This is a genomic window from Acidovorax benzenivorans (genome assembly GCF_028680575.1).
In the GTDB taxonomy this organism is placed as follows: Bacteria; Pseudomonadota; Gammaproteobacteria; order Burkholderiales; family Burkholderiaceae_C; genus Acidovorax; species Acidovorax benzenivorans.
Genome location: NZ_JAPCKI010000005.1, coordinates 1 through 21,164 on the forward strand (window position 1 = coordinate 1; position 21,164 = coordinate 21,164).

20 protein-coding genes are annotated in these 21,164 nt (G+C 65.8%); 14 read left to right on the forward strand and 6 right to left on the reverse strand.

All coding sequences use genetic code 11. The features are described from left to right. Positions 1-184: 184 nt before the first annotated feature. A complete protein-coding gene (locus tag OIN59_RS10300; protein WP_274109914.1) occupies positions 185-1,264 on the reverse strand; it encodes an MBL fold metallo-hydrolase in 1,080 nt (359 codons plus the stop codon). Between the two features lie 125 nt (positions 1,265-1,389). On the opposite strand from OIN59_RS10300, the gene OIN59_RS10305 reads away from it, so the two are divergent. The 10 genes from OIN59_RS10305 to OIN59_RS10350 all read left to right on the forward strand — a co-directional run bounded on the left by OIN59_RS10305 (position 1,390) and on the right by OIN59_RS10350 (position 12,269). Then, a complete protein-coding gene (locus OIN59_RS10305) occupies positions 1,390-1,785 on the forward strand; it encodes a MerR family transcriptional regulator (protein WP_056057775.1) in 396 nt (131 codons plus the stop codon). Positions 1,786-1,827: 42 nt separating this feature from the next. Continuing rightward, positions 1,828-2,289 (forward strand): PaaI family thioesterase, encoded by a 462-nt coding sequence (locus OIN59_RS10310; RefSeq protein ID WP_056743734.1) that lies wholly within the window; start codon positions 1,828-1,830, stop codon positions 2,287-2,289. Between the two features lie 41 nt (positions 2,290-2,330). After that, a complete protein-coding gene (locus tag OIN59_RS10315; protein ID WP_274109919.1) occupies positions 2,331-3,521 on the forward strand; it encodes an isovaleryl-CoA dehydrogenase in 1,191 nt (396 codons plus the stop codon). A 34-nt stretch (positions 3,522-3,555) separates the two neighbouring features. Next, positions 3,556-4,215 (forward strand): carbonate dehydratase, encoded by a 660-nt coding sequence (gene can / locus OIN59_RS10320; RefSeq protein WP_274109921.1) that lies wholly within the window; start codon positions 3,556-3,558, stop codon positions 4,213-4,215. Positions 4,216-4,252: 37 nt separating this feature from the next. Further along, positions 4,253-6,082, forward strand: a complete 1,830-nt coding sequence (gene aceK / locus OIN59_RS10325) for a bifunctional isocitrate dehydrogenase kinase/phosphatase (protein ID WP_274109923.1) — start codon at positions 4,253-4,255, stop codon at positions 6,080-6,082. A 52-nt stretch (positions 6,083-6,134) separates the two neighbouring features. After that, positions 6,135-7,325, forward strand: coding sequence for an acetyl-CoA C-acyltransferase (locus OIN59_RS10330; RefSeq protein WP_274109925.1), 1,191 nt, complete (start codon positions 6,135-6,137; stop codon positions 7,323-7,325). 49 nt (positions 7,326-7,374) lie between these two features. Further along, the gene (locus OIN59_RS10335; RefSeq protein WP_274109927.1) at positions 7,375-8,454 is read left to right on the forward strand and encodes a DUF695 domain-containing protein; all 1,080 of its coding nucleotides are present in this window, start codon (positions 7,375-7,377) and stop codon (positions 8,452-8,454) included. A gap of 86 nt (positions 8,455-8,540) precedes the next feature. Then, positions 8,541-9,209 carry an SDR family oxidoreductase gene (locus tag OIN59_RS10340; RefSeq protein ID WP_274109929.1) on the forward strand — a complete coding sequence of 223 codons (669 nt, stop codon included), beginning with the start codon at positions 8,541-8,543 and terminating at the stop codon, positions 9,207-9,209. 48 nt (positions 9,210-9,257) lie between these two features. Continuing rightward, positions 9,258-10,388, forward strand: a complete 1,131-nt coding sequence (locus OIN59_RS10345; RefSeq protein WP_274109931.1) for an acyl-CoA dehydrogenase family protein — start codon at positions 9,258-9,260, stop codon at positions 10,386-10,388. Positions 10,389-10,493: 105 nt separating this feature from the next. Then, positions 10,494-12,269 carry an ATP-binding response regulator gene (locus OIN59_RS10350; protein ID WP_274109933.1) on the forward strand — a complete coding sequence of 592 codons (1,776 nt, stop codon included), beginning with the start codon at positions 10,494-10,496 and terminating at the stop codon, positions 12,267-12,269. A gap of 16 nt (positions 12,270-12,285) precedes the next feature. Here the strand turns inward: OIN59_RS10350 and OIN59_RS10355 are convergent, their stop codons facing one another. Continuing rightward, complete coding sequence (locus tag OIN59_RS10355) at positions 12,286-14,838, reverse strand: ATP-binding protein (protein WP_274109935.1); 2,553 nt, start codon at positions 14,836-14,838, stop codon at positions 12,286-12,288. Beyond that, positions 14,838-15,488, reverse strand: a complete 651-nt coding sequence (locus OIN59_RS10360) for a LuxR C-terminal-related transcriptional regulator (protein WP_274109937.1) — start codon at positions 15,486-15,488, stop codon at positions 14,838-14,840. Before OIN59_RS10360 ends, OIN59_RS10355 begins: the two co-directional genes overlap by 1 nt. 181 nt (positions 15,489-15,669) lie before the next feature. Here OIN59_RS10360 and OIN59_RS10365 point away from each other — a divergent pair, with 181 nt between their 5' ends. After that, the gene (locus OIN59_RS10365; RefSeq protein WP_274109939.1) at positions 15,670-16,749 is read left to right on the forward strand and encodes a hypothetical protein; all 1,080 of its coding nucleotides are present in this window, start codon (positions 15,670-15,672) and stop codon (positions 16,747-16,749) included. 145 nt (positions 16,750-16,894) lie between these two features. On the opposite strand, the gene OIN59_RS10370 is transcribed toward OIN59_RS10365, so the two are convergent. The 3 genes from OIN59_RS10370 to OIN59_RS10380 form a co-directional block, all read right to left on the reverse strand. Beyond that, the gene (locus tag OIN59_RS10370) at positions 16,895-18,031 is read right to left on the reverse strand and encodes a peptidoglycan-binding domain-containing protein (protein WP_274109941.1); all 1,137 of its coding nucleotides are present in this window, start codon (positions 18,029-18,031) and stop codon (positions 16,895-16,897) included. 156 nt (positions 18,032-18,187) lie between these two features. Beyond that, the gene (locus tag OIN59_RS10375; protein WP_274109943.1) at positions 18,188-18,556 is read right to left on the reverse strand and encodes a DUF2237 family protein; all 369 of its coding nucleotides are present in this window, start codon (positions 18,554-18,556) and stop codon (positions 18,188-18,190) included. Positions 18,557-18,628: 72 nt separating this feature from the next. Continuing rightward, positions 18,629-19,108, reverse strand: coding sequence for a DUF421 domain-containing protein (locus tag OIN59_RS10380; RefSeq protein WP_274109945.1), 480 nt, complete (start codon positions 19,106-19,108; stop codon positions 18,629-18,631). Between the two features lie 173 nt (positions 19,109-19,281). Here OIN59_RS10380 and OIN59_RS10385 point away from each other — a divergent pair, with 173 nt between their 5' ends. From OIN59_RS10385 to OIN59_RS10395, 3 genes are read left to right on the forward strand one after another with little or no spacing between them, the layout of a single operon-like run. After that, entirely contained in the window at positions 19,282-19,980 is a 699-nt protein-coding gene (locus OIN59_RS10385; RefSeq protein ID WP_274109947.1) for a DUF4197 domain-containing protein, read from the forward strand. Positions 19,981-19,993: 13 nt separating this feature from the next. Next, positions 19,994-20,488 (forward strand): YchJ family protein, encoded by a 495-nt coding sequence (locus OIN59_RS10390; RefSeq protein WP_274109949.1) that lies wholly within the window; start codon positions 19,994-19,996, stop codon positions 20,486-20,488. 5 nt (positions 20,489-20,493) lie between these two features. After that, complete coding sequence (locus OIN59_RS10395; protein WP_274109951.1) at positions 20,494-21,147, forward strand: HAD family hydrolase; 654 nt, start codon at positions 20,494-20,496, stop codon at positions 21,145-21,147. Positions 21,148-21,164: the final 17 nt, after the last annotated feature.

Consider the following 21,164-nt stretch of genomic DNA (forward strand, 5'->3'; position numbering starts at 1 on the left):
CCCGAACAGGACAGTGAAACGACTTTGCGCCGATGATAGTGCGGGTTCCCGTGTGAAAGTAGGTCATCGTCAGGCTCTTACAGCCCAGAAAACCCCAGTCAGATATGACTGGGGTTTTTTGCTTTGGCGTGGCGTAAAACATGCGCTGCGCAATGAGCGCATGACGGCAGCGGACTGGATATGTTTATCCGCGGTCCGGTACGCGAAATCTCTGAACACGGCCCTGATCGAGAAAGCGCTCCAACTTCCCATCCATCCACAGATGGTGCAGATGCGCCAACGCTTCACCCATGGCAAAAGTCATCTGATGGGTGTCCAGCTTGCGTTGAAACAGGATTGGCAAGGTATCCGCAGCGCTCAATGCATGGTCGTGGGCAGCCTGTAGGATTTCCTCCAGCCGTTCCCGGTGGTGGTTTTGCAGCTGAGCAATGCGCGTGGCCAAGCCCGTAAACGGCTTGCCGTGCGATGGGAGCACTAACGTGTTCTCCGGCAGGCCCAGATACCGCAACAGCGAAGTCAAGAACAACTGCAGCGGATTGGCCTCGGGCTCACTGGCATGGACGCTGACATTGGTCGAGATGCGCGGTAACACCATGTCGCCGCTGATCAAGGTGGTCAACTCAGGGCAGAACAGCGCCATGTGCTCGGGTGCGTGGCCGTAGCCGCTGATACAACGCCAGACACGTCCTCCGATGTCCAGGGTGTCTCCGTCCATGATTCGGCGAAAGCGGGGTGGCAATGCGGGAACCAGGGTCGGAAAATACGAAGCCCGTCCTCGTACATGGGCCAGAAATGCTAGATCTTGGGCGCCATGCAAGGCATAAAAATCTGCCCCTGCTTCTCCGCCAAACCCTTGCGGGTCATAGACAGCGACCCGCGCCACGTTGTAGTCGGTGGAACTGATCCACAAGCGCACATCCCAACGCTCGCACAGCCAATGGGCCAGGCCAATATGGTCTGGATGCATGTGGGTCACGATGACGCGCAGGATGGGCAAGCCGCCCAGGCAGTTCACAAAAATCTGCTCCCATTGCGCACGGGTCGCTGCGCTGTCGATACAGCAGTCCACGACGGTCCACCCGTCTGTCATCACACCGTCAGCACCTGGCTGGCGGTCACGCAGCAGCCACAGATTGATGTGATCTAACGCAAAGGGAAGACCCATACGGACCCAGTGAATTCCGGGCGCGACCTCCATGGTGCCTCCCTCGGGAGGGAGCGCGTCGCCTAACGGATAGTGGATCTGGTGTTCGAGTGGGTTCATGGCGACGGTCCGGTGGGTTAGCATTGACGTTAACGTAAACGTCATGCACTCGACGCATTGTAGGGAGCTGCAGCCACTGGGCTGTCTCCTGTGCGAAACCGATCCTGCTGTGTGCAGCACCTACCATGGCCAACACCTACACCATCAGCGACCTCGCCAAAGAGTTCGATCTCACCACCCGGGCGATCCGTTTTTATGAAGACATGGGCTTGCTGCAGCCTGAACGCACCGGTGCCGCTGGCCGCAACCGGGTGTACAGCGCACGCGACCGCACGCGACTTCGGCTGACGTTGCGGGCCAAGCGCCTGGGACTGTCTCTCACGGAAGCCAAGGAGATCATCGACCTCTATGACAGCCCCCGCGATACCGGCGTACAGCTCCGCAAGTTTCTGGACGTGCTGGTGGTCCATCGCAAGCAACTCGAAGAGCAAATGGCCGATCTGCAGGCCAACCTGGAAGAGGTGCGCGAGCACGAAGAAGAGGCGCGCACGCTACTGGCCAAGGTAGAAAAGCAAAATTGATCCATAATTGACGTTTACGTAAACGTAAATTAGGAGACTGCAGTGAGCACGCCCCCCTTTGAGCCGCGTTGCATTGACTTTGCCGACCGCGTGCGCGATAGCTTTGCGCGGCAAGGGGCCATGCAGACGCTTGGCGCGTCGCTGGGATTGGTGGCGCCAGGCGCTGTAGACATTGAACTCCCCTGGGCAGCCGCTCTGACCCAGCAGCATGGATTTCTCCATGCGGGCATGGTGTCCACAGCGCTGGATTCAGCGTGCGGATATGCCGGTTTCACCCTCATGGCGGCAGATGCCGCCGTGCTCACCATCGAATTCAAGATCAACTTGCTGGCCCCTGCCAAAGGCGAGCGATTCCGCATGGAAGGACGGGTGCTGAAGCCCGGCCGCACCATCACCGTCTGCGAAGGCCGAGCCTTCGCTATCGACGGCAACCAAGAAAAGCTGGTCGCCACCATGGGGTGCACTCTCATGGCGGTCACCGGACGCGACAGCATCCAGGGCTGAGCCCTGCCCATTTCCCTACCTTCTACGAGGAGACAAACCCCATGAGCATTCCCGCCAACCTTCCCGGCCTCAACTTCCAGCTGGGCGAAGATATCGATGCCCTGCGCGATGCCGTGCGCGACTTCGCGCAGGCAGAGATCGCTCCCCGTGCGGCCGAGATTGACCGCAACGATCAATTCCCCATGGACCTGTGGCGGAAGATGGGTGATCTGGGCGTACTCGGCATCACGGTGCCCGAGCAATATGGCGGCGCCGCCATGGGCTACCTCGCCCACATGGTGGCGATGGAAGAAATCTCCCGCGCCAGTGCGTCGGTGGGCTTGTCCTATGGCGCCCACAGCAACCTGTGTGTGAACCAGATCAACCGCAACGGCAACGAGGCACAAAAGGCCAAGTACCTGCCCAAGCTCATCAGCGGCGAGCACGTGGGCGCGCTGGCCATGAGTGAACCCGGCGCGGGCTCCGACGTGATCAGCATGAAGCTCAAGGCCGAGGACAAGGGCGGCTACTACCTGCTCAACGGCAGCAAGATGTGGATCACCAACGGCCCCGACGCTGACACCCTGGTGGTGTACGCAAAGACTGAGCCCGAGATGGGCGCGCGCGGCGTGACCGCCTTCCTGATCGAAAAGGGCATGAAGGGCTTCTCCATTGCGCAAAAGCTCGACAAGCTGGGCATGCGCGGCAGCCACACCGGCGAGCTGGTGTTCCAGGACGTTGAAGTGCCCGCCGAGAATGTGCTGGGGGGCCTGAACCAGGGCGCCAAGGTGCTGATGAGTGGCCTGGACTACGAACGTGCAGTGCTGACCGGCGGCCCGCTGGGCATCATGCAGTCCGTGATGGACAACGTGATCCCCTACATCCACGACCGCAAGCAGTTCGGCCAGAGCATTGGCGAGTTCCAGCTCATCCAGGGCAAGGTGGCCGATATGTACACCGTGCTGCAAGCGGGGCGCTCGTTTGCCTACACTGTGGCCAAGAACCTCGACATGCTGGGTACCGACCACGTGCGCCAGGTGCGCAAGGACTGCGCCAGTGTCATCCTCTGGTGTGCCGAGAAGGCCACCTGGATGGCTGGCGAAGGCGTGCAGATTTACGGTGGCAACGGCTACATCAATGAATACCCGCTGGGCCGTCTGTGGCGCGATGCCAAGCTGTACGAGATCGGCGCGGGCACCAGCGAGATCCGCCGCATGCTGATCGGCCGCGAGCTGTTTGCTGAAACCTGCTGAGTTTTTTTGTTTCCACTGATCCCTCAAGGACCACATGCCTTCCTCGATCGACGACCTGTTTGTTCACAACCGCGCCTGGGCGGCCCAGATGGAGCGCGATCGGCCTGGCTTCTTCACCAGTCTGCTGGCGCAGCAAGAGCCCAAGTACATGTGGGTCGGTTGCTCCGACAGCCGGGTGCCAGCCAATCAGATCACGGGCCTGGAGCCTGGTGAAGTGTTCGTGCACCGCAACGTGGCGAACGTGGTGGTACCTACGGACCTCAACTGCCTGTCCACCATCCAATACGCGGTGGACCAGTTGCACATTGAGCACCTCATGGTGGTGGGCCACTATGGCTGTGGTGGCGTGCTGGCGGCGCTGGAGGGGACGCGCGTCGGCCTGGCCGACAACTGGATCCGCCATGTGCAGGACGTGCGCGATCGCCACCGCGATTTGATTGCGGCCACCGCGCCCGAGTGGCGCCATGATGTGCTGTGCGAGCTCAATGCCATTGAGCAGGTCGTCAACATCGCACAGACCACCGTGATGCTCGATGCCTGGGGCCGGGGCCAGAAGGTCACGCTGCACGGCTGGTGCTATGGCCTCAAGGACGGCCTCATCAACAATCTGCACATGTCCGTGGGCAGTACCGAAGGCCTAGACTCGCTGTACAAGGCGGCGATTGCTGGCGTGGCTGCCGTCCAAAGGCAATAGCCCACCACCGCCCCTTTGCAACGGCTGAGCACCCGCCATGTTCCCGCAACGCCTTGATGCGCCCCAGGCCTACGGCATTGCCAAGGCCATGATGGACGGCTTCAACCGGCATTACCGGCTGTTTCGCACCGAGTCTGCGCGGGCCAAACACCGCTTTGAAACCGGTGACTGGCACGGCCAGCAGCGGGCGCAGCGCGAGCGCATCGAGTTCTACGACCTGCGGGTGAAGGAATGCGTGCGGCGGCTCGAAAAGGAGTTTGGCGCGGGTGGGCAGCCCATGGACGTGTGGCACCAGGTCAAGCTGCACTACATCGGGCTGTTGGTGAACCACCACCAGCCCGAGCTGGCCGAGACCTTCTTCAACTCGGTCACCACCAAGATCCTGCACCGCACGCATTTTCACAACGACTTCATCTTTGTGCGACCGGCGGTCAGCACCGAATACATCGAGAACGACGAACCCGCAGCGCGCCCCACCTACCGCGCCTACTACCCGTCGCGGGACACGCTGGGCGAAACGTTCCAGACCATCATCGAAAACTTCCAGCTGCAGCGCGAGTTTGCCGACCTGCCGCGCGACACCACCTGCGTGGTGGCGGCCATGCGAGGCCGCCTCGACAAGGTGCGGCTGCGCGCCAACTTCCAGATCCAGGTGCTCACCAGCCTGTTCTTTCGCAACAAGGGCGCGTATGTGGTGGGCAAGATCATCAACGGCTTCCACGAAGTGCCGTTTGCGCTGCCCATCTTGCATGACGACAGCGGCAGGCTGTTCATCGACGCCGCATTGTTTGGTGAAGACGACATGCAGATGCTGTTCAGCTTTGCACGCGCCTACTTCATGGTGGACATGGAGGTGCCCAGTGCCTACGTGCAGTTTTTGCGCAGCCTCATGCCGCGCAAGCCGCGCGCCGAGATCTACAACGCCCTGGGCCTGGCCAAGCAGGGCAAGACCCTGTTTTACCGCGACTTTCTGTACCACCTGAAGCACTCCAGCGACCAGTTCCGCATCGCGCCCGGCATCAAGGGCATGGTGATGCTGGTGTTCGACCTGCCGAGCTTTCCGTTCGTGTTCAAGCTCATCAAGGACTACTTCCCGCACCAGAAGGAAACCACGCGCGAGCAGATCAAGGCCAAGTACCTGCTGGTCAAGCAGCACGACCGCGTGGGCCGCATGGCCGATACGCTGGAATACAGCGAGGTGGCCTTCCCGCGCGACCGCTTTGACGACGCTCTCATTGCCGAGATCGAGAAGTTCGCCCCCAGCCAGCTCGAAATCAGCGACCGCGATGGCGACGGCCAGACCGAAGTCATCATCAAGCACCTGTACATCGAGCGGCGCATGATCCCGCTCAATATCTATCTGCAGGAGGCTTTCGACACCGGCCTCGCAGACCCGCGCGCGCGCCAGCAGATGGAGCACAGCGTGATCGAATACGGCAACGCCATCAAGGACTTGGTGGCCGCCAACATCTTCCCTGGCGACATGCTCTGGAAGAACTTCGGCGTCACGCGCAACGGCAAGGTCGTGTTCTACGACTACGACGAGATCGAATACCTCACCGACTGCAACTTCCGCCGCGTGCCCACGCCGCGCAACGAGGAGGAAGAAATGAGCGGTGAGGTCTGGTACAGCGTGGGCCCGCGCGATGTGTTCCCCGAAACCTTCGGCCCCTTCCTGCTCGGCAACGACGCCGTGCGCGAGGTGTTCATGTCGCACCACGCTGACCTGCTCGACGCCGCGTTCTGGCAGTCGCACAAGGAGCGCATCCAGGCAGGCCATATGTTTGACGTGTTTCCCTACGACACGGACCGGCGCTTCGCGCACAGCGTGTCGTCCGTGCGCCAGGCGCTGCCGCATGTGGCCTAGGTCGCAGCCATCCCCTTTTCCACCACCGAACCCCTCCAAGGAGATATCCACCATGTCCTCTACCCAAGACCCTATCGTCATCGTCGGCGCCGCACGCACCCCCATGGGCTCGCTGCAAGGCGACTTTTCCAGCCTGGCCGCGCACGACCTGGGCGGCGCCGCCATCAAGGCCGCCATCGAGCGTGCCGGTGTGTCGCCCGACGCCGTGGGTGAAGTGCTGTTCGGCAACTGCCTGATGGCCGGCCAGGGCCAGGCACCCGCTCGCCAGGCGGCGTTCAAAGGCGGCCTGCCCAAGGGCGCGGGCGCCGTCACGCTCAGCAAGATGTGCGGCTCCGGCATGAAGGCCGCGATGATGGCGCACGACATGCTGCTGGCCGGCACGCACGACGTCATGGTGGCGGGTGGCATGGAAAGCATGACCAACGCCCCCTACCTGCTACAAAAGGGCCGCGGCGGCTACCGCCTGGGCCACGACCGCATCTTCGACCACATGATGCTCGACGGCCTGGAAGACGCTTACGAAGCGGGCCGCAGCATGGGCACCTTTGGTGAAGACTGCGCGGCCAAGTACAGCTTTACGCGCGAGCAGCAGGACGCGTTTGCCACCGCCAGCGTGCAGCGCGCCAAGGCGGCCACCGAGTCCGGTGCGTTCGCGGCCGAGATCGTGCCCGTCACCGTCAAGACCCGTGCGGGCGAGACCGTGGTGTCGGTGGACGAAGGCCCGGGCAAGGTCAAGCTCGAGAAGATCGCCACCTTGAAGCCCGCCTTTAAGAAGGACGGCACCATCACCGCCGCGTCCAGCTCCAGCATTAACGACGGCGCGGCCGCGCTGGTGATGATGCGCGAGTCCACGGCCAAGAAGCTGGGTGCCAAGCCCCTGGCCCGCATCGTGAGCCACGCCACGCACGCACAAGAGCCCGAGTGGTTTGCCACCGCCCCCCTGGGCGCCACACAAAAGGCACTCGCCAAGGCCGGCTGGCAAGTGGGCGACGTGCAGCTGTGGGAGATCAACGAAGCCTTCGCCGTGGTGCCCATGGCGTTGATGAAGGAATTGGACCTGCCCCACGACAAGGTCAACGTGAACGGCGGCGCCTGCGCCCTGGGCCACCCCATTGGTGCCAGCGGTGCGCGCATCATGGTTACGCTGATGTACGCGCTCAAGGCCCGTGGTCTCACCAAGGGCCTGGCCACGCTGTGCATTGGCGGCGGCGAGGCCACGGCGGTGGCGCTGGAACTCGTCTGATGCTGCTGGCTGGAGATGGGATGATTCCCGACTTTGCACAAGGACCTCGATGACCACCCCCTCTCCCGCCATCGGCGCCTTCTGGCGCGCGTTCTCCGATGCCCAGGCATCGCTCCAGGCCCAGCCGTTGCGCGAGCGCGTGGGGTCGGCCAATGCGCTCATTGATCAGCACCTGGAAGGCCTGGCGCTGGAGATGTCTGGCGACGATACCGATGCGGTGGTGGACCTCATCATCACGGCCCACGGCAGCATTGAGCAGTTTCCGCTGCTGGCGCAGGTGGTGGCGGCCGCGCCCGCGCTGCCCCACTACCGGGTGCGTGCGTTTCGCGAGCGCACCACCCAGCCGGACTTCCCCATCGGCATGGAGGGCTTCGAGCTGGCCACATCCGAAGTGCTGGTGGCGCTGGAGCCGGACGGCGGCCAGGCGGCGCTGGAGATCCGCTTTGGCCGCGAGATCCCCAGTGACTACCAGGACCACGCGCGCAACATGGCGTTCATCATGCTCGACCATGTGCTGGGCGAATACGACTTTGCCGTGAAGGTGGGCGCTGTGGACTTTGTGGGCGCACCGGGTGACGCCCGCACCCCCTGGGTGCCGCTGAGCCAGCTGCCCCCGGTGTTTGACCGCTACTGGACCGACACCCTGGGCCACACCGGCCACTTCCCGATGGGCGATGCCGAGTGGGATGGACTGGAGCTGCAGTTTGACTGCCCCATCGACGAAGACGGCAACGAGCTGCTCGCTGACGATGCAGACGGCGGCGACGCGCCCGAGACCGGCGTGGTCATGGTCAACACCAGCGCCAACGCGGTGGCCATGCGGGCTGACCTGGCCTATGCCCTCACCGTGGACCTGGCGGTGCCTGACAGCGACACCCTGACTGCCGTGCAAGACCTGCACGAGCAGGCCGCCACGCTACTGCAGGTGCCGCAGCTGGGCGTTCTGGTGCTGACGCTGATGCGCGCGGGCCGACGCCAGGCGCTGTATTACGTGAGCGACGAACAACTGGCCAAGCAGGCGCTGGCGCCCCTGCTGCTGCGCGACGAGGCGGCGTCGCTGGAGCTGAAGGTGGCGTACGACCCCGCGTGGTCGGGTTATTTCGAGTACGCCGGTTACCTGTCTGCCTAGCCTTTCACCGTTGTTTTGTGTTTACTCCTGAATTGATAGCTGATTGCGCTTGATTAACGGGCGCTTGCGGCATATTGGGCTTGAAAATGAACTCCATATTCGTCATGGGCGCATCGCGGGGCATCGGCCTGGAGCTGGTGCGCCAGTACACCAGCGCAGGCCGCCGCGTGATCGCCACCGTGCGCGACGACGCAGGCCGTGAACGCGTGCTGGCGCTGGGCGCAGAGGCGCTCACCGTCGATGTGGCCAACCCCGCCAGCGTCAGCGGCCTGGCCTGGCAGCTCGACGGCGAAAAGATCGACCTGGCGCTGTACGTGGCCGGTGTCATCCGCCGCCCCAACGCACTCACGCCACCCACACAACAAGACTTTGATGCCGTCATGCACACCAACGTGCTGGGCGCCATGCAGGCGATTCCGCAGGTGGCCCCTCTGGTGGCCGATGCGGGCGGCGTGTTTGCGTTTCTGTCGTCCTCCATGTCGCAGATCGGCAGCGTGTCGAACAGCGGCTCGTGGCTGTACCGCACCAGCAAGGCCGCGCTGAACATGGCCGTGGCGGCCGCCCAGCACGACTACCCCGGCGCCACGCTGGTCACCATCGACCCCGGCTGGGTGCAGACCGACATGGGCGGCGGCAGTGCGCCACTGACGGTGGAAGACAGCGTGCGCGGCCTGTGCAGCACCCTGGCCAGCGTGACCGCCGCCGACAAAGGCCGCCTGCTGCACCACGACGGCCGCCGCGCATCCCATTGGTAAGCCGGTAAGCCCCCCGAATTTCTGAACAACGACTCTGGAGACACTCCCATGCTGCTGACCCAAGACCAGGAAATGATCCGCGACGCGGTGCGCGACTTTGCCCAGACCGAGTTGTGGCCAAACGCCGCGCGTTGGGACAAGGAACACCACTTCCCCAAGGAGGCGCACCAAGGCTTGGCCGCATTGGGCGCCTACGGCATCTGCGTGCCCGAAGAGTTCGGCGGCGCCCACCTGGACTACGTCACGTTGGCCCTGGTGCTCGAAGAGATTGCGGCCGGCGACGGCGGCACCAGCACCGCCATCAGCGTGACCAACTGCCCCGTCAACGCCATCCTCATGCGCTACGGCAATGCCCAGCAAAAGCGCGATTGGCTCACGCCCTTGGCCCGTGGCGAAATGCTGGGCGCGTTTTGCCTGACCGAGCCGCATGTGGGCTCGGATGCTTCTGCCCTGCGCACCACGGCTGTGAAGCAGGGCGATGAATACGTGATCAACGGCGTCAAGCAGTTCATCACCAGCGGCAAGAACGGGCAGGTCGCTATCGTCATTGCTGTCACCGACAAGGGTGCGGGCAAGAAGGGTATGAGCGCGTTTCTCGTGCCCACCAGCAACCCCGGCTATGTGGTGGCGCGGCTGGAAGACAAGCTGGGCCAGCACAGCAGCGATACGGCGCAGATCAACTTTGACAACTGCCGCATCCCGGCCGAGAACCTGATTGGCGCCGAGGGCGAGGGCTACAAGATTGCCCTGGGTGCGCTCGAAGGCGGCCGCATCGGCATTGCCGCGCAAAGCGTGGGCATGGCGCGCAGCGCGTTCGACGCGGCGCTGGCGTATTCCAAAGAGCGCGAGAGTTTTGGCACGGCCATCTTCAACCACCAGGCCGTGGGCTTTCGCCTGGCCGACTGCGCCACGCAGATCGAGGCCGCGCGCCAGCTCATCTGGCACGCCGCCGCGCTGCGCGATGCCGGAAAGCCCTGCCTGAAGGAAGCCGCCATGGCCAAGCTGTTTGCCAGCGAAATGGCCGAGCGCGTGTGCAGCGCGGCCATCCAGACGCTGGGTGGCTACGGCGTGGTCAACGACTTCCCGGTGGAGCGCATCTACCGCGACGTGCGCGTGTGCCAGATCTACGAAGGCACGAGCGACGTGCAGAAGATCATCATCCAGCGCGCACTGGCCTGAGCCGGTTGCCGCACGCACTGGAAAGCGCTGCCATGCATCGGTGTCAACACGCAACCCTCCCAAGGTAGGGGGTGATTGGTGCGGGAAGATGCCAACATCGGCCCGATGAACTCCGAACGCGTGCTCTCCTGGGACACTTTGGCGCCCGCCGCCCGGCTGCAGTTGTTGGGCAACAGCTTCATGCGCGTGCGCGACGGCTGTACGGTCATGCCGTTACTGGGGCTGCCGGGGGCGATCTGGCTGTATTCGCTGGGCTTGCAGCCGTCGGGTATCCCCTGGTGGTGGCTGGCAGCCTTGTTGTTGACCGCTGCGGCATGGGGTCTCTGGATCTGGTGGCAACGTGACCTGCTGCGCCAAGGAGGCGGTGAGGTCAGTCCAAAGTTCGTCGCTGGTTGGCTGCGTCGGGTGCAGATGTTGGCGGCTGTCTACGGCGCGGTGCTGATGAGCGTGGTGGCTTCTGCCGGACCCGACACGCCCTTTGAACTGCGCGTGGTGTTCATCTGTGGCTCCACGCTGGTGGTGTCGGCGCATGCCGCTCACCAGTCGGCGGCGCTGGTGGTTTTCAAGCGTTTCTTTTTCACCAGCTACGCGGTCAGCCTGTTGTCGGTGCCCTATGTCTTCCCCGATCACTGGAAGTACCTGTTGCCCATGCATCTGGCGTTTGGTGTGTTTTTTCGCAACGCGCGCATCAGCCACCAATTTTTTCTGAGCAATGTGGACCTGACGGAGCGATTCCGCGCCGCCAAGGGCGAGGCCGAGCAGGCGCTGGCCGTGAAGAACCAGTTCCTCGCCACCGCCAGCCACGACCTGCGCCAGCCCGTGCACGCCGTGGGGCTGCTGGCCGAATCCATCGTGCTGCGCAACCGGGACCCGGCGCTGGACGCTACCTTGCAGAACCTGCGCCAGGGCGTGCAGTCGCTGCAATGGATGTGCAATGCGCTGCTCGACCTGTCTCGCATCGAGGCTGGCGCCGTGCAGGCGCGCTCGCAGGCAGTGGCGCTCGCGCCGCTGCTGCGCGAGGTGGCCATGCTGCTGGGGGAATCTGCGCGCACCCGGGGCCTCGTGTTGCGCTTGCGTCCGCCGCCAGCCAGTGCGCGGGTGCAGGCCGACCCGATGCTGCTGCGCCAGTGCGTGGTGAACCTGGTGCACAACGCGCTGCAGTACACGCAACGCGGCGGTGTGTTGCTGGCCGTGCGCCGCCGCGCCGGGCATTGGCAGGTGGAGGTGTGGGACACCGGCCCGGGCGTGGCCGCCGAGGAGCGCGAGCGCATCTTCTCGCCCTTCACCCGCAGCGCCGCCACGCGCGCGACAGACGATGCGGGCTACGGCCTGGGGCTGGCTGTGGTGGCGCGCTGCGCCGAGCTGATGAACGCGCCGCTGGGGCTGGTGTCGCGCCTGGGGCACGGTTCGCGCTTCTGGCTGCGGCTGCCCCAAGCCGCGTCCAGCGAAGTGGCCATTGCCGCACCCCCCGCGTCCGCGTGGCGGGGTGGGCTGCAAGGCCGCTGCCTGGTGGTGGACGACGACCCTCAGGTGGCCGCAGGCTGGCAGCAACTGCTGCAGGACTGGGGCGTGCAGGTGCGCTGCGCGGCCGATGGCGCCGAGGCACTGGGGTGGCTGGCGCAGGGCTTCATGCCGCAGGCCATCCTCTGCGACGAGCGGTTGCGCTCGGGCGAAAGTGGGTTCGCGCTGCTCCAGCGCTTGCAGGCCCTGTGCCCCGATGCCGCGCTGGCCATGGTCAGCGGTGAATGGGATTCGCCAGCGCTGCGCCAGGCGGAGGACGAGGGCTACCTGGTGCTGCGCAAGCCGGTGGCGCCTGACCAACTGCATACCTTGCTGCGGCAGTGGTTGCCAGAGGAATCTGGATTGCTATCAAAAATATAGCTGTCTATGCTTAATGCTAAAGCGCTGAGGGCTGTTTTTGCTTGCTTCCATCGTGGGCCAGCCACTGCGCCAGCACCGCGTGCAACTCCGCTGGATTCACCGGCTTGCGCAGCACCAGGTAGCCCTCGTCCTCGGCATCCTGCAAGGCGGGCGCGTCGAATTCGCCGCTGACCATGGCGCCGCGCGCGGCGGGGCAGCGCGCAAGCAGCGTGCGCAGCACGTCAAAGCCGCTCTCGCCCGTACGCAGCCGCTGGTCGCAGAAGATGGCGTCGGGCTCGAACCCGTCGTCGAGCTGGGCATGCGCCTGCGCCCCCGTGGTGGCGTACGCCGCCGTCACGCCCCAGGCGTCGAGCATGGCGCGCCAGGCCTTGATCACCTGCGGGTCGTCGTCCAGCACCAGGCAGCGGCCCTGCAGCGGGTGCACTGCGAGCGCATCGCGGCGCATGGCCACGGGCTCGTAGGGCCCGGCTGCTGCCACAGTGGTGCGAGCCGGCAGCCGCAGCCAGAAACGTGAGCCCCGGCCAGCCCGCGACTGCATGCCGTAGGCGGCACCCAGTTGTTCGGCGCAGCGCGCCACCACGGCCAGCCCCAGGCCATGCCCCGCGTCGTCCATCTGGTCCGCCCGTTCCCCTCGGTAGTAGGGGTTGAACACCTGTTCCTGGTCGGCCAGGGCGATGCCGATGCCGGTGTCCCGCACCTCCACCAGCCAGTCGCCGCCGCGCGCCCGCACGCTCACCAGCACCTTGCCCTGCGGGGTGTAGCGGATCGCGTTCTGCACCAGGTTGGCCAGCGCCTGGCGCAGCAGCACCGGCTTGGCCCACACGGTGGCGCCGCCGCGCGGCAGGTGCAGGCGCAGGACCAGGCCGCCGAGGCAGGCCTGTTCACGGAACAGGCACATCAGGTCCGCGAGCAGCGCATTCAGATTCACCGCGCTCGACATGCCCTGCGGCTGGCCAGACTCCAGCCGCGAGAGGTCCAGCAGCGCATTGAACAGCTGGTTCATGGCCTGCATGCTGGTGCGCAGGTCGGCCAGTAGCGGCCGCAGGATCGGGTCGCTGTTGCGCAGGCCGATCGCCTCCACCATCAGCGACATCGCATGGACCGGTTGGCGCAGGTCGTGGCTGGCGGTGGCCAGGAACAGGTTTTTCTCGGTCAGCGCGTCCTCGGCCTGGCGCCGGGCCGCGCCCAGGGCCTCGTTGGCCGAGCGGGTGCGGCGGTACAGCCAGAAGCTGAAGCCTGCCGCCAGCAGGGCCAGCGCCACCGTGCCGATCAGGCCGATCTGCTGCATGCGCCGCACGCGCAGTTCGGCATCCTGCACCTGGTTGGCCTGCGCGAGCTGCTCGATCTGGCGTTGCCGCTCGGCGCTGTTGAAGCGCTCCTGCAGCGTCGCCACGGCCTGCTCTCGCTCGGTGTGGAACAGGGCCTTGGCCAGTGTCTGCTGCTTGCGGGTGGTTTCTATGGCCTCGCGGTACAGACCCGCCTGCTCGTACATGCGCGAAAGCTCGCCCAGCAGTTGCTCCTCCATGGGCTGGGAGCCTGCCTCGTGCACAAACCGGATGCCGGCCTCCACGTCGTGCGCGCCGGCCGCGATGCGGCCCTGGCCCATCAGTGCGAAACCGAGGTTGGCCTGCGCCAGTGCGGCGCCGCTCAGTTCGTGTGCGTCGCGATAGGCGGCCATGGCCTCGCGCATCACGGGTTCGGCCTCTGCATAGGCTTTGCGCTGCAGCAGGATGTCGCCCAGGTTGTTCAGCGCCGTGGCCCGCAGCCCGGTCAGTCCTCCGGCCCGGGCGATCTGCAGGGACTGGCGGTACGCGGCCATGGCGGCGTCGAGGTCGCCCTGCACGTTTTCCACATTGCCGCGGTGCAGGTGCAGCCAGCCCAGCGCCTGCTGGGCGTCCAGCTCTTCGGCCAGGGGCAGCGCCTCGCGGATGGTCTGCAGCGCCCGGTCCGGGTTCTTCATGTCGAAGTGGAGCAGCTCCAGGTGGGTGCGTGACCGCAGCTCGGCCGTGGCCGCCTGGCGCGGCAGCGTGCGCGAAAGCTCCAGGCTGCGCAGCAGGTGGGTCAGCGCGTCCTCGAACTGGCCGCTGCCGCTGTGCAGGGCGCCCAGCGTCAGGTGGTAGAGCCAGCGTACCCAGGGGTCGCGGGCCTGCTCGGCTGCGGCCGCTTCGCGCGCCAGTGCGTCCAGCCCGACGCGCGTCTTCCCCGCGACGGCCAATTGCCTGGCCTCGAAGCAGACGGCCAGCACCTGCGACGAGGCGTCGTTCTGCGCGGCCGCCAGCGCCTTCAGTTGCGCGATGGCCTGCGTCACCACCGGGGCCTGTCCGATCTCAAAGGCTGCGTCCGCCAGCGCCGCCAGGTAGGTGCGCCGGGTCTCGATATCGGCCGCGTTGGCAAAGCGCGTAGCGGCGGCCTGCAGCGCCTGCACGGCCTCGGCGCTGTTGCGTTGTGACAGGGTCTGCAGCCGGTCCAGCTCGGCCAGGTCCGGGTTGCTCGGTGCCTGGGCCCCTGCGGGCAGAGCCGCCAGCAGGCACAAGGCCGCAGTCAGCACCACGGCCCGGAAGGGGCGCATCAGGGCAGCTCCAGCCGCCGCCCGCGCAGCAGGGTGATGGCCTCGACCCGTGTGCGCACACGCAGCCGCTCCAGGATGCCTGTCACGTGCTCCTTCACGGTGCTCTCGGCAATGTCCAGTTGCGATGCAATGCGCTTGTTGGGCAGGCCCTGCAGCACCAGCGCAAGGATCTGCCCCTGGCGAGCCGAAAGCCCCAGATCGGCCGGAGTCACCTGCAGGTCGCGGCTGCGCGACGGCTGGCTGCCCAGCAGGCTCGGCTCAAACCAGACCAGCCCGCTCAGCAAGGCTTCCACCGCCAGGCCAAAAGTTTCGGGCGCCGCCTGCTTGTGGATGAAACCCTGTGCGCCTGCCTGCCGCGCCTGCGCCATCACGGCAGGGTCATCGTCTCCGCTGATCACGGCGATGGGTGTGCCGGGGCAGTGGCTACGCACTTGGCCGATCAGGCCCACTGCCGCGCCTTCCGCCAGCCAGAAGTCGATGAGCGCGATGGCCGGTGAGCCTCGCATTTCCACCCAGCGGAGAAGATCGTCAGCGCCACCCGCCACCACTACCTCCATCTGCGGTAGGCGCGCGCGCAGGAATTCGGCCATGCCGTGTGCCACCAGCGGATGGTCGTCCAGGATGAGTGCGTAGTGGGAGGTGGGGGCCATGCGATGGGTGAGGGTGGCTGCGCCCTGCGGCGCAAGTGCGCGGACAGAGCAGAGGTAGGGCAAATTCTGCCAAGTGTTAGGCAGGACGGACGGCGCACAAACCCTACCTGGGTAGGGTTCCACGCCGGGTCGGGCGGTGCACAGAATCCGCCCTTCATTCACGGTCAAGAGGTTTCTGTTCATGACACGACAAGCAAGCGCAACGGGTGCCGGGCGCACCTGGCATTCCGTACGGCCCCTCTTCCGCTGGGCACCCCTGGGCCTGGCGGCCGCCTTGCTGGTGGGTTGTGGCGGCGGTGACGATGACAACAATGGCACGCCGCCGCCCACCGCTGGCGCGTTCAGCATTGGCGGTACGGTCACGGGCCTGGGCGTTGGCAAGATGGTGACGCTGCAAAACATCGGCAAGGACGACTTGACGGTGAATGCCAATGGCAACTTCGTCTTCGTGACGCGCCTGGACAGCGGCATTGCCTATGCCGTCACCGTCAAGACCCAGCCCAGCGGGCAGCGCTGCACGGTGACCGAAGGCACCGGCACGGCCACCGCCAACGTCACCAGCGTGCAGGTGCGTTGCGAGAACCTGGCGGCCGCCACCTACACCGTGGGCGGTTCGATTTCGGGCCTGGCGGGTGGTGCCGTGGTGCTCCAGAACAAAGGTGGCGACGATCTGTCGGTTTCCAGCAACGGCGGCTTCACGTTTGGCACTGCGCTCGCGGGCGGAACTGCCTACGCGGTCACCGTGCGCACGCAGCCTTCCGGTCAGAGCTGCACGGTGCGCAACGGCGCTGGCAGTGTGGGCTCCGCCAACGTGGGATCGGTGGAGGTGAGCTGCGGCACGGTGGTAGCCTTGCCGGTAGGCGACTGGAAGCAGGAACGCTGCGTACCCCTCGGCCCCGGCCAATGGGGGCGGTCGCTGTGGCGTATCGCCAAGCAAAGCGAAACACGCGCCACGGTCAGCCTTGGTGTGGCAACGTACACCGATGCCAACTGCACGGCGTCCGGCCCGGTCATTGGCGGGCAAGGAGGCGACGGTGGTACGTTCAACTTTGACCGCACTGCGTCGACCCCCACGCTCAGCGCTTCGTTTGGCAGCTGGGCGCAGATCACGGGTCTGACCTCCCGCACTGTATGGGCGCGCAAGGGGCCCTACCTGTGCATTTTGGGCGATCTGAACCCCAGCCTCTTCCCCACGGCTGCGGCGGTCGAAACATCAGCCAATCTGTCGATACAGAACAAGAACTGCTACACGCAGAACTGAGTGCGGGCGGCCTCGTCGCCCTTCAAAGAAAAGCCCCCGCAGCGAAGGTGTTGCGGGGGCTTTTTACTGGGTGGGTTGCGCTTCTCGGTATGGCTCTTGCGGTGGCGGTTACAGCCCGCCCCGGTGTCCGGGGCATCCTTGGGCGTCAGCGTGCGAGTTCAGCCGCCGTGGCTGCATCCAGCCGCCCTGATGTGGGCAGCCCTTTGTCCTTCTGGAAGGCGCGCAGCGCTGCGGTGGTCTTGCCGCCCATCGCCCCGTCGGGCGTGCCCGCGTTGTAGCCCAGTTCGTTCAGGCGGGCCTGCGCATCGCGCAGCGGAAGCCCGACGCTGGCAGCTCCGCTGGCAGCTGCTGCGCGCGCGGCCGAGGTCTGCGATGGTGGGGCGGCGCCGTCCACGCTCAGCCGCCCGCCACCGCCCAGGCCCTGGCCTTTCACCGTCTGGGCGCGGTAGCTGCGCAGCGACTGCACCATCTGGTTGAACGCATCCATGAAGGCGGCCGCAATCACCTTGCCTTCTGCCGTGTTGGAGTAGCCGCCCATGCGGGCCCCGCCCGAGCCGCCCAGCAGCTGCCCCATGGCGCCAAAGTCGGTCTTGGCGGCACTGCCTTCCGATGCCGCCACCTGCACGCCCGAGCGGTTGTCGATGAGCGTGAGCAGCGCGCTGGCCTCCTTGGTGTTCATGCTGCCGCCGATGGCTGCCAGCAAGCCCCCCGCACGGCCACCGACCAGGCCGCCCAGCGAGGCGGAGGCACCGCCTGCGTTGTTGTTCTGGAACACGATTTCGGGCGACAGGCCGTAGTCGGACGCCACCATCTGGCCCTGGCCAAACTGGCTGCCCTGCCGCATTTCGCCAGACTGCATCAGCGCACGCTCGCGCGTCATCGCGTTCATGCCTGTAGCGCTGCGTTCTACCACCACAAAGCAGTTGGACTGCTGCACCAGCAGGCGCAGCAGGTTGGCCGTGGGCGGCAGGCGGTACTGGTCACGCAGGATGGTGTACCAGCCAGCCTGCTGGTTTTCGATCAGCGAGACCGTGCCCAGCGGGCTTTCGCAACGCTCCAGCGAGTCGCTGGCGCCGGTGGAGGCTCCACCCGCAGCGCTGCCGGTGGCCACGGTCTTGGCATCGGCGCTGCCCATGCGCATGTTGGTGGTCTCGCAGCCACTGAGCAGCAGTGCGGCGGCCACGGCCGTGCTGATGGCGCCCAGGCGCAGCGGGGCGAAGGATCGGGGCAGGGATGCGGCGGAGCGCGCGGGCCGCAGGCCGACAGGGAAGGTGGTGGTCATGGTTGCTGGAGTTGCTGCGGGTGCGCAGCGAAAGAGAGGAACACAAAGTCCTGATCTTTCGCCGTGCCACCCGCTACCCGCAACCCGACTGAAGTAGGGGTTGGCGGCTGGCTGCAGCCGCCAACCCAGCCTGCGCCACCGCGCGCGGCAACGGGGTCAGTTGCCGGGCAGGGCCGCGCTTTGCAGCTGCGCCAGCGTCACAAACTCCAGCGCGCGCGCATGGGTGCATTCCAGCACCACCGGTGGTGCCACGCCCGCCTCATAGGCTTCCTTCCAGCGCAAGGCGCACAGGCACCAGCGGTTGTTGGGCTTGAGGCCTGCAAACCGGTACTCGGGCCGGGGGGTGACGAGGTCGTTGCCCCGCGAGAGCGAGAAGTCCAGAAACGCCTGCGTCATGCGTGCACAGATCACGTGGGTGCCGTGGTCTTGCTCGTCGGAGTTGCAGCAGCCGTCGCGGTAGTAGCCGGTCAGCGGGTCGTAGGAGCAGGGCATCAGCAAGGTGCCCAGAACGTTCAGTGCAGTCATATCGGGTCGCGTAAGTCGCGTGTGTTGTGAGGGGCGGTGAGAGGCAGATCGTTGAGGTGGACGCGCGACGGGTCAGCCGTCCTCGCCCCGGCGGCGCAGCACCACGGTGATCTGCCCGTTGGTCTCGATGGTGGCGCGTTCCACCTCGTGCGCGTGCAGGCAGCCGCCCGCGCGCAGTGCAGCCTCCACATCGTCGCGGGTCAGCAGCTCCTTGCGCATCAGCGCCTGGTTCAGCTCGCCCTGGTGGATCAGCACCTGGGCCTTGCCGTCCACCCAGCGCCCGATGCGCGGGAAGTGAAACGCCAGCCGCGCCAGCGCCACATGCAGCAGGATCAGCGTGCTGGCCGAGATCAGTCCGCCCACCAGCGAGTTGTCGCCCGCGTTCATCGAGTTCTGCACCGCGTTCGACAGGATCAGCAGCAGGATCAGGTCAAACGGCTCGTACTGCCCCGTCTGCCGCTTGCCCGACAGGCGCATGAACACCAGCAAGAACAGATACACCACCACGCCGCGCAGCACAAACTCCCACCACGGCACGCTCATTTGCCACATTGCAAGGTTCCTTGTTGGATGCTTGGGTGGGGGCAGTCTACGGTCTGCGGCGTGCCCTTGATTCGCTGAGCGAAAATCACAGGCAGTCCCCCGCACGGTCCCGGCGCAGTACACCCTCACTGCAGTGGCCGCCGAGCGGGCACCCTCTGCTCCGCTACCGAAGGAACCGCCCCATGCAACGCCGCCAATTCCACCAAACCAGCCTCGTGGGGGCGCTGCTGTGCGCTACCGCACAACACGCCTGGGCCCTGTCGCTGGGCGACCTCACCAATGCCGACGCATCCAGCGGACTCAAGGCTGCGCTGAGCCAAGGCGCGCAGGCTGCGGTGTCGCTGCTGGGCCGCAATGATGGGTTTCTGGGCAACCCCAAGGTGCGCATCGGCCTGCCGGGCTACCTGGACGACGCCGCCAAGGTGATGAAGTCGCTGGGCCAGGGCAAGCGCATCGATGAGCTGGTGGCGTCCATCAACCGCGCCGCCGAAGCGGCCGTACCCATGGGCAAAGACCTGCTGGTGGGCGCGGTGCAGAACATGACAGTGACCGATGCCAAGAACATCCTCACCGGTGGCGACAACTCGGTGACCACCTTTTTTGCCGACAAGACCCGCACGCCGCTGGGCCAGCGCTTTCTGCCAGTGGTGAACGAGGCCACGGAGAAGGTCGGCCTCACCCAGAAGTACAACGCCTTCGCGGGCAAGGCCGCGAGTTTTGGGCTGCTCAAGGCCGAAGACGCCAACCTGGCGCAGTACGTGACCGGCAAGACGCTGGACGGCCTGTACCTCATGATCGGCGAGGAAGAGCGCCGCATCCGCCAGGACCCGGCCGCTGCGGGCAGCGCCATCGCGCGCAAGGTGTTTGGCTCCTTGCGCTGAGACGGACGCCACGATGCCCCTGCCATTGCCCACCGACCCCTGCCCCTGCGGGCGCCTGGCGCCCGCAGGCCCGGGCGGCAGCAAGGGCAAAGGAGCAGCGCACTTGCCTTTTGCCCGCTGCTGCGGCCGCTACCTCCCTGCCCCGGAAGCCGACGGACTCGCTGCCCCCGATGCAGAAAGCCTCATGCGGTCGCGCTACACCGCCTTTGTGTGCGAGCGGGCCGACTACCTGCAGGCCACCTGGCATGCCAGCACGCGCCCGGCGACGCTGGATTTTGAGACCGGTGCCAAATGGCTGGGCCTGGATGTGCGCCGTCACAGCACCTCGGATGCCGACCACGCCGTGGTCGAGTTTGTGGCCCGCTACCGCGTCGGTGGGCGCGCCGTGCGCCTGCACGAGACCAGCCGCTTTGTGCGCGAGGGTGGGCGGTGGTTTTACGTCGATGGAGATCAACATGGCTGCGATACAAGCCAAAACCGCTCCATGCGCCGGAAGAATATGCCTTGATAGCTATGAAATTTGAAGCAATCCTGTTTGACTGCGACGGTGTGCTGGTGGACAGCGAGCCCATCACCAATGGCGTGCTGCGCGGCATGCTGGCCGAGGCCGGCTGGGCGCTGACGCCCGAAGAGTGCATGCGCATCTTCATCGGCAAGATGGTGCGCAGCGAGGCCGCCCGCATCGAACACCACACCGGCCGCCCACTGACCGACGCGTGGATGGCCGACTTCTACGCGCGCCGCAATGCCGCGCTGGAGTCGCAGCTCACGGCTATCGAACACATCCACGGGGCTGTCGAGCGTGTGCACGCCCACCACGGCGGGCGCATTGCCTGTGCCTCGGGGGCCGACCGTTTCAAGGTCGAGATGCAGCTGGCCAAGGTGGGCCTGGCGCCGTACTTTGCGGGCCGCATCTTTAGCGGCCACGAGATGCCCGCCACCAAGCCCGCACCCGACGTGTACCTGGCCGCCGCCGCAGCGCTGCAGGCCGCGCCCACCCGCTGTGCGGTGGTCGAAGACACCGTGACCGGGGTGACCGCTGGTGTGGCCGCCGGAGCCACGGTGTTTGCCTACGCCCCGCTGGACGATGGCGCCGCGCTGCGGGCCGCCGGGGCGCAGCATGTGTTTCGCAGCATGGCTGAGTTGCCTGCGCTGCTGGGCTGCTGAGCGCGTTGCGCTAGAAC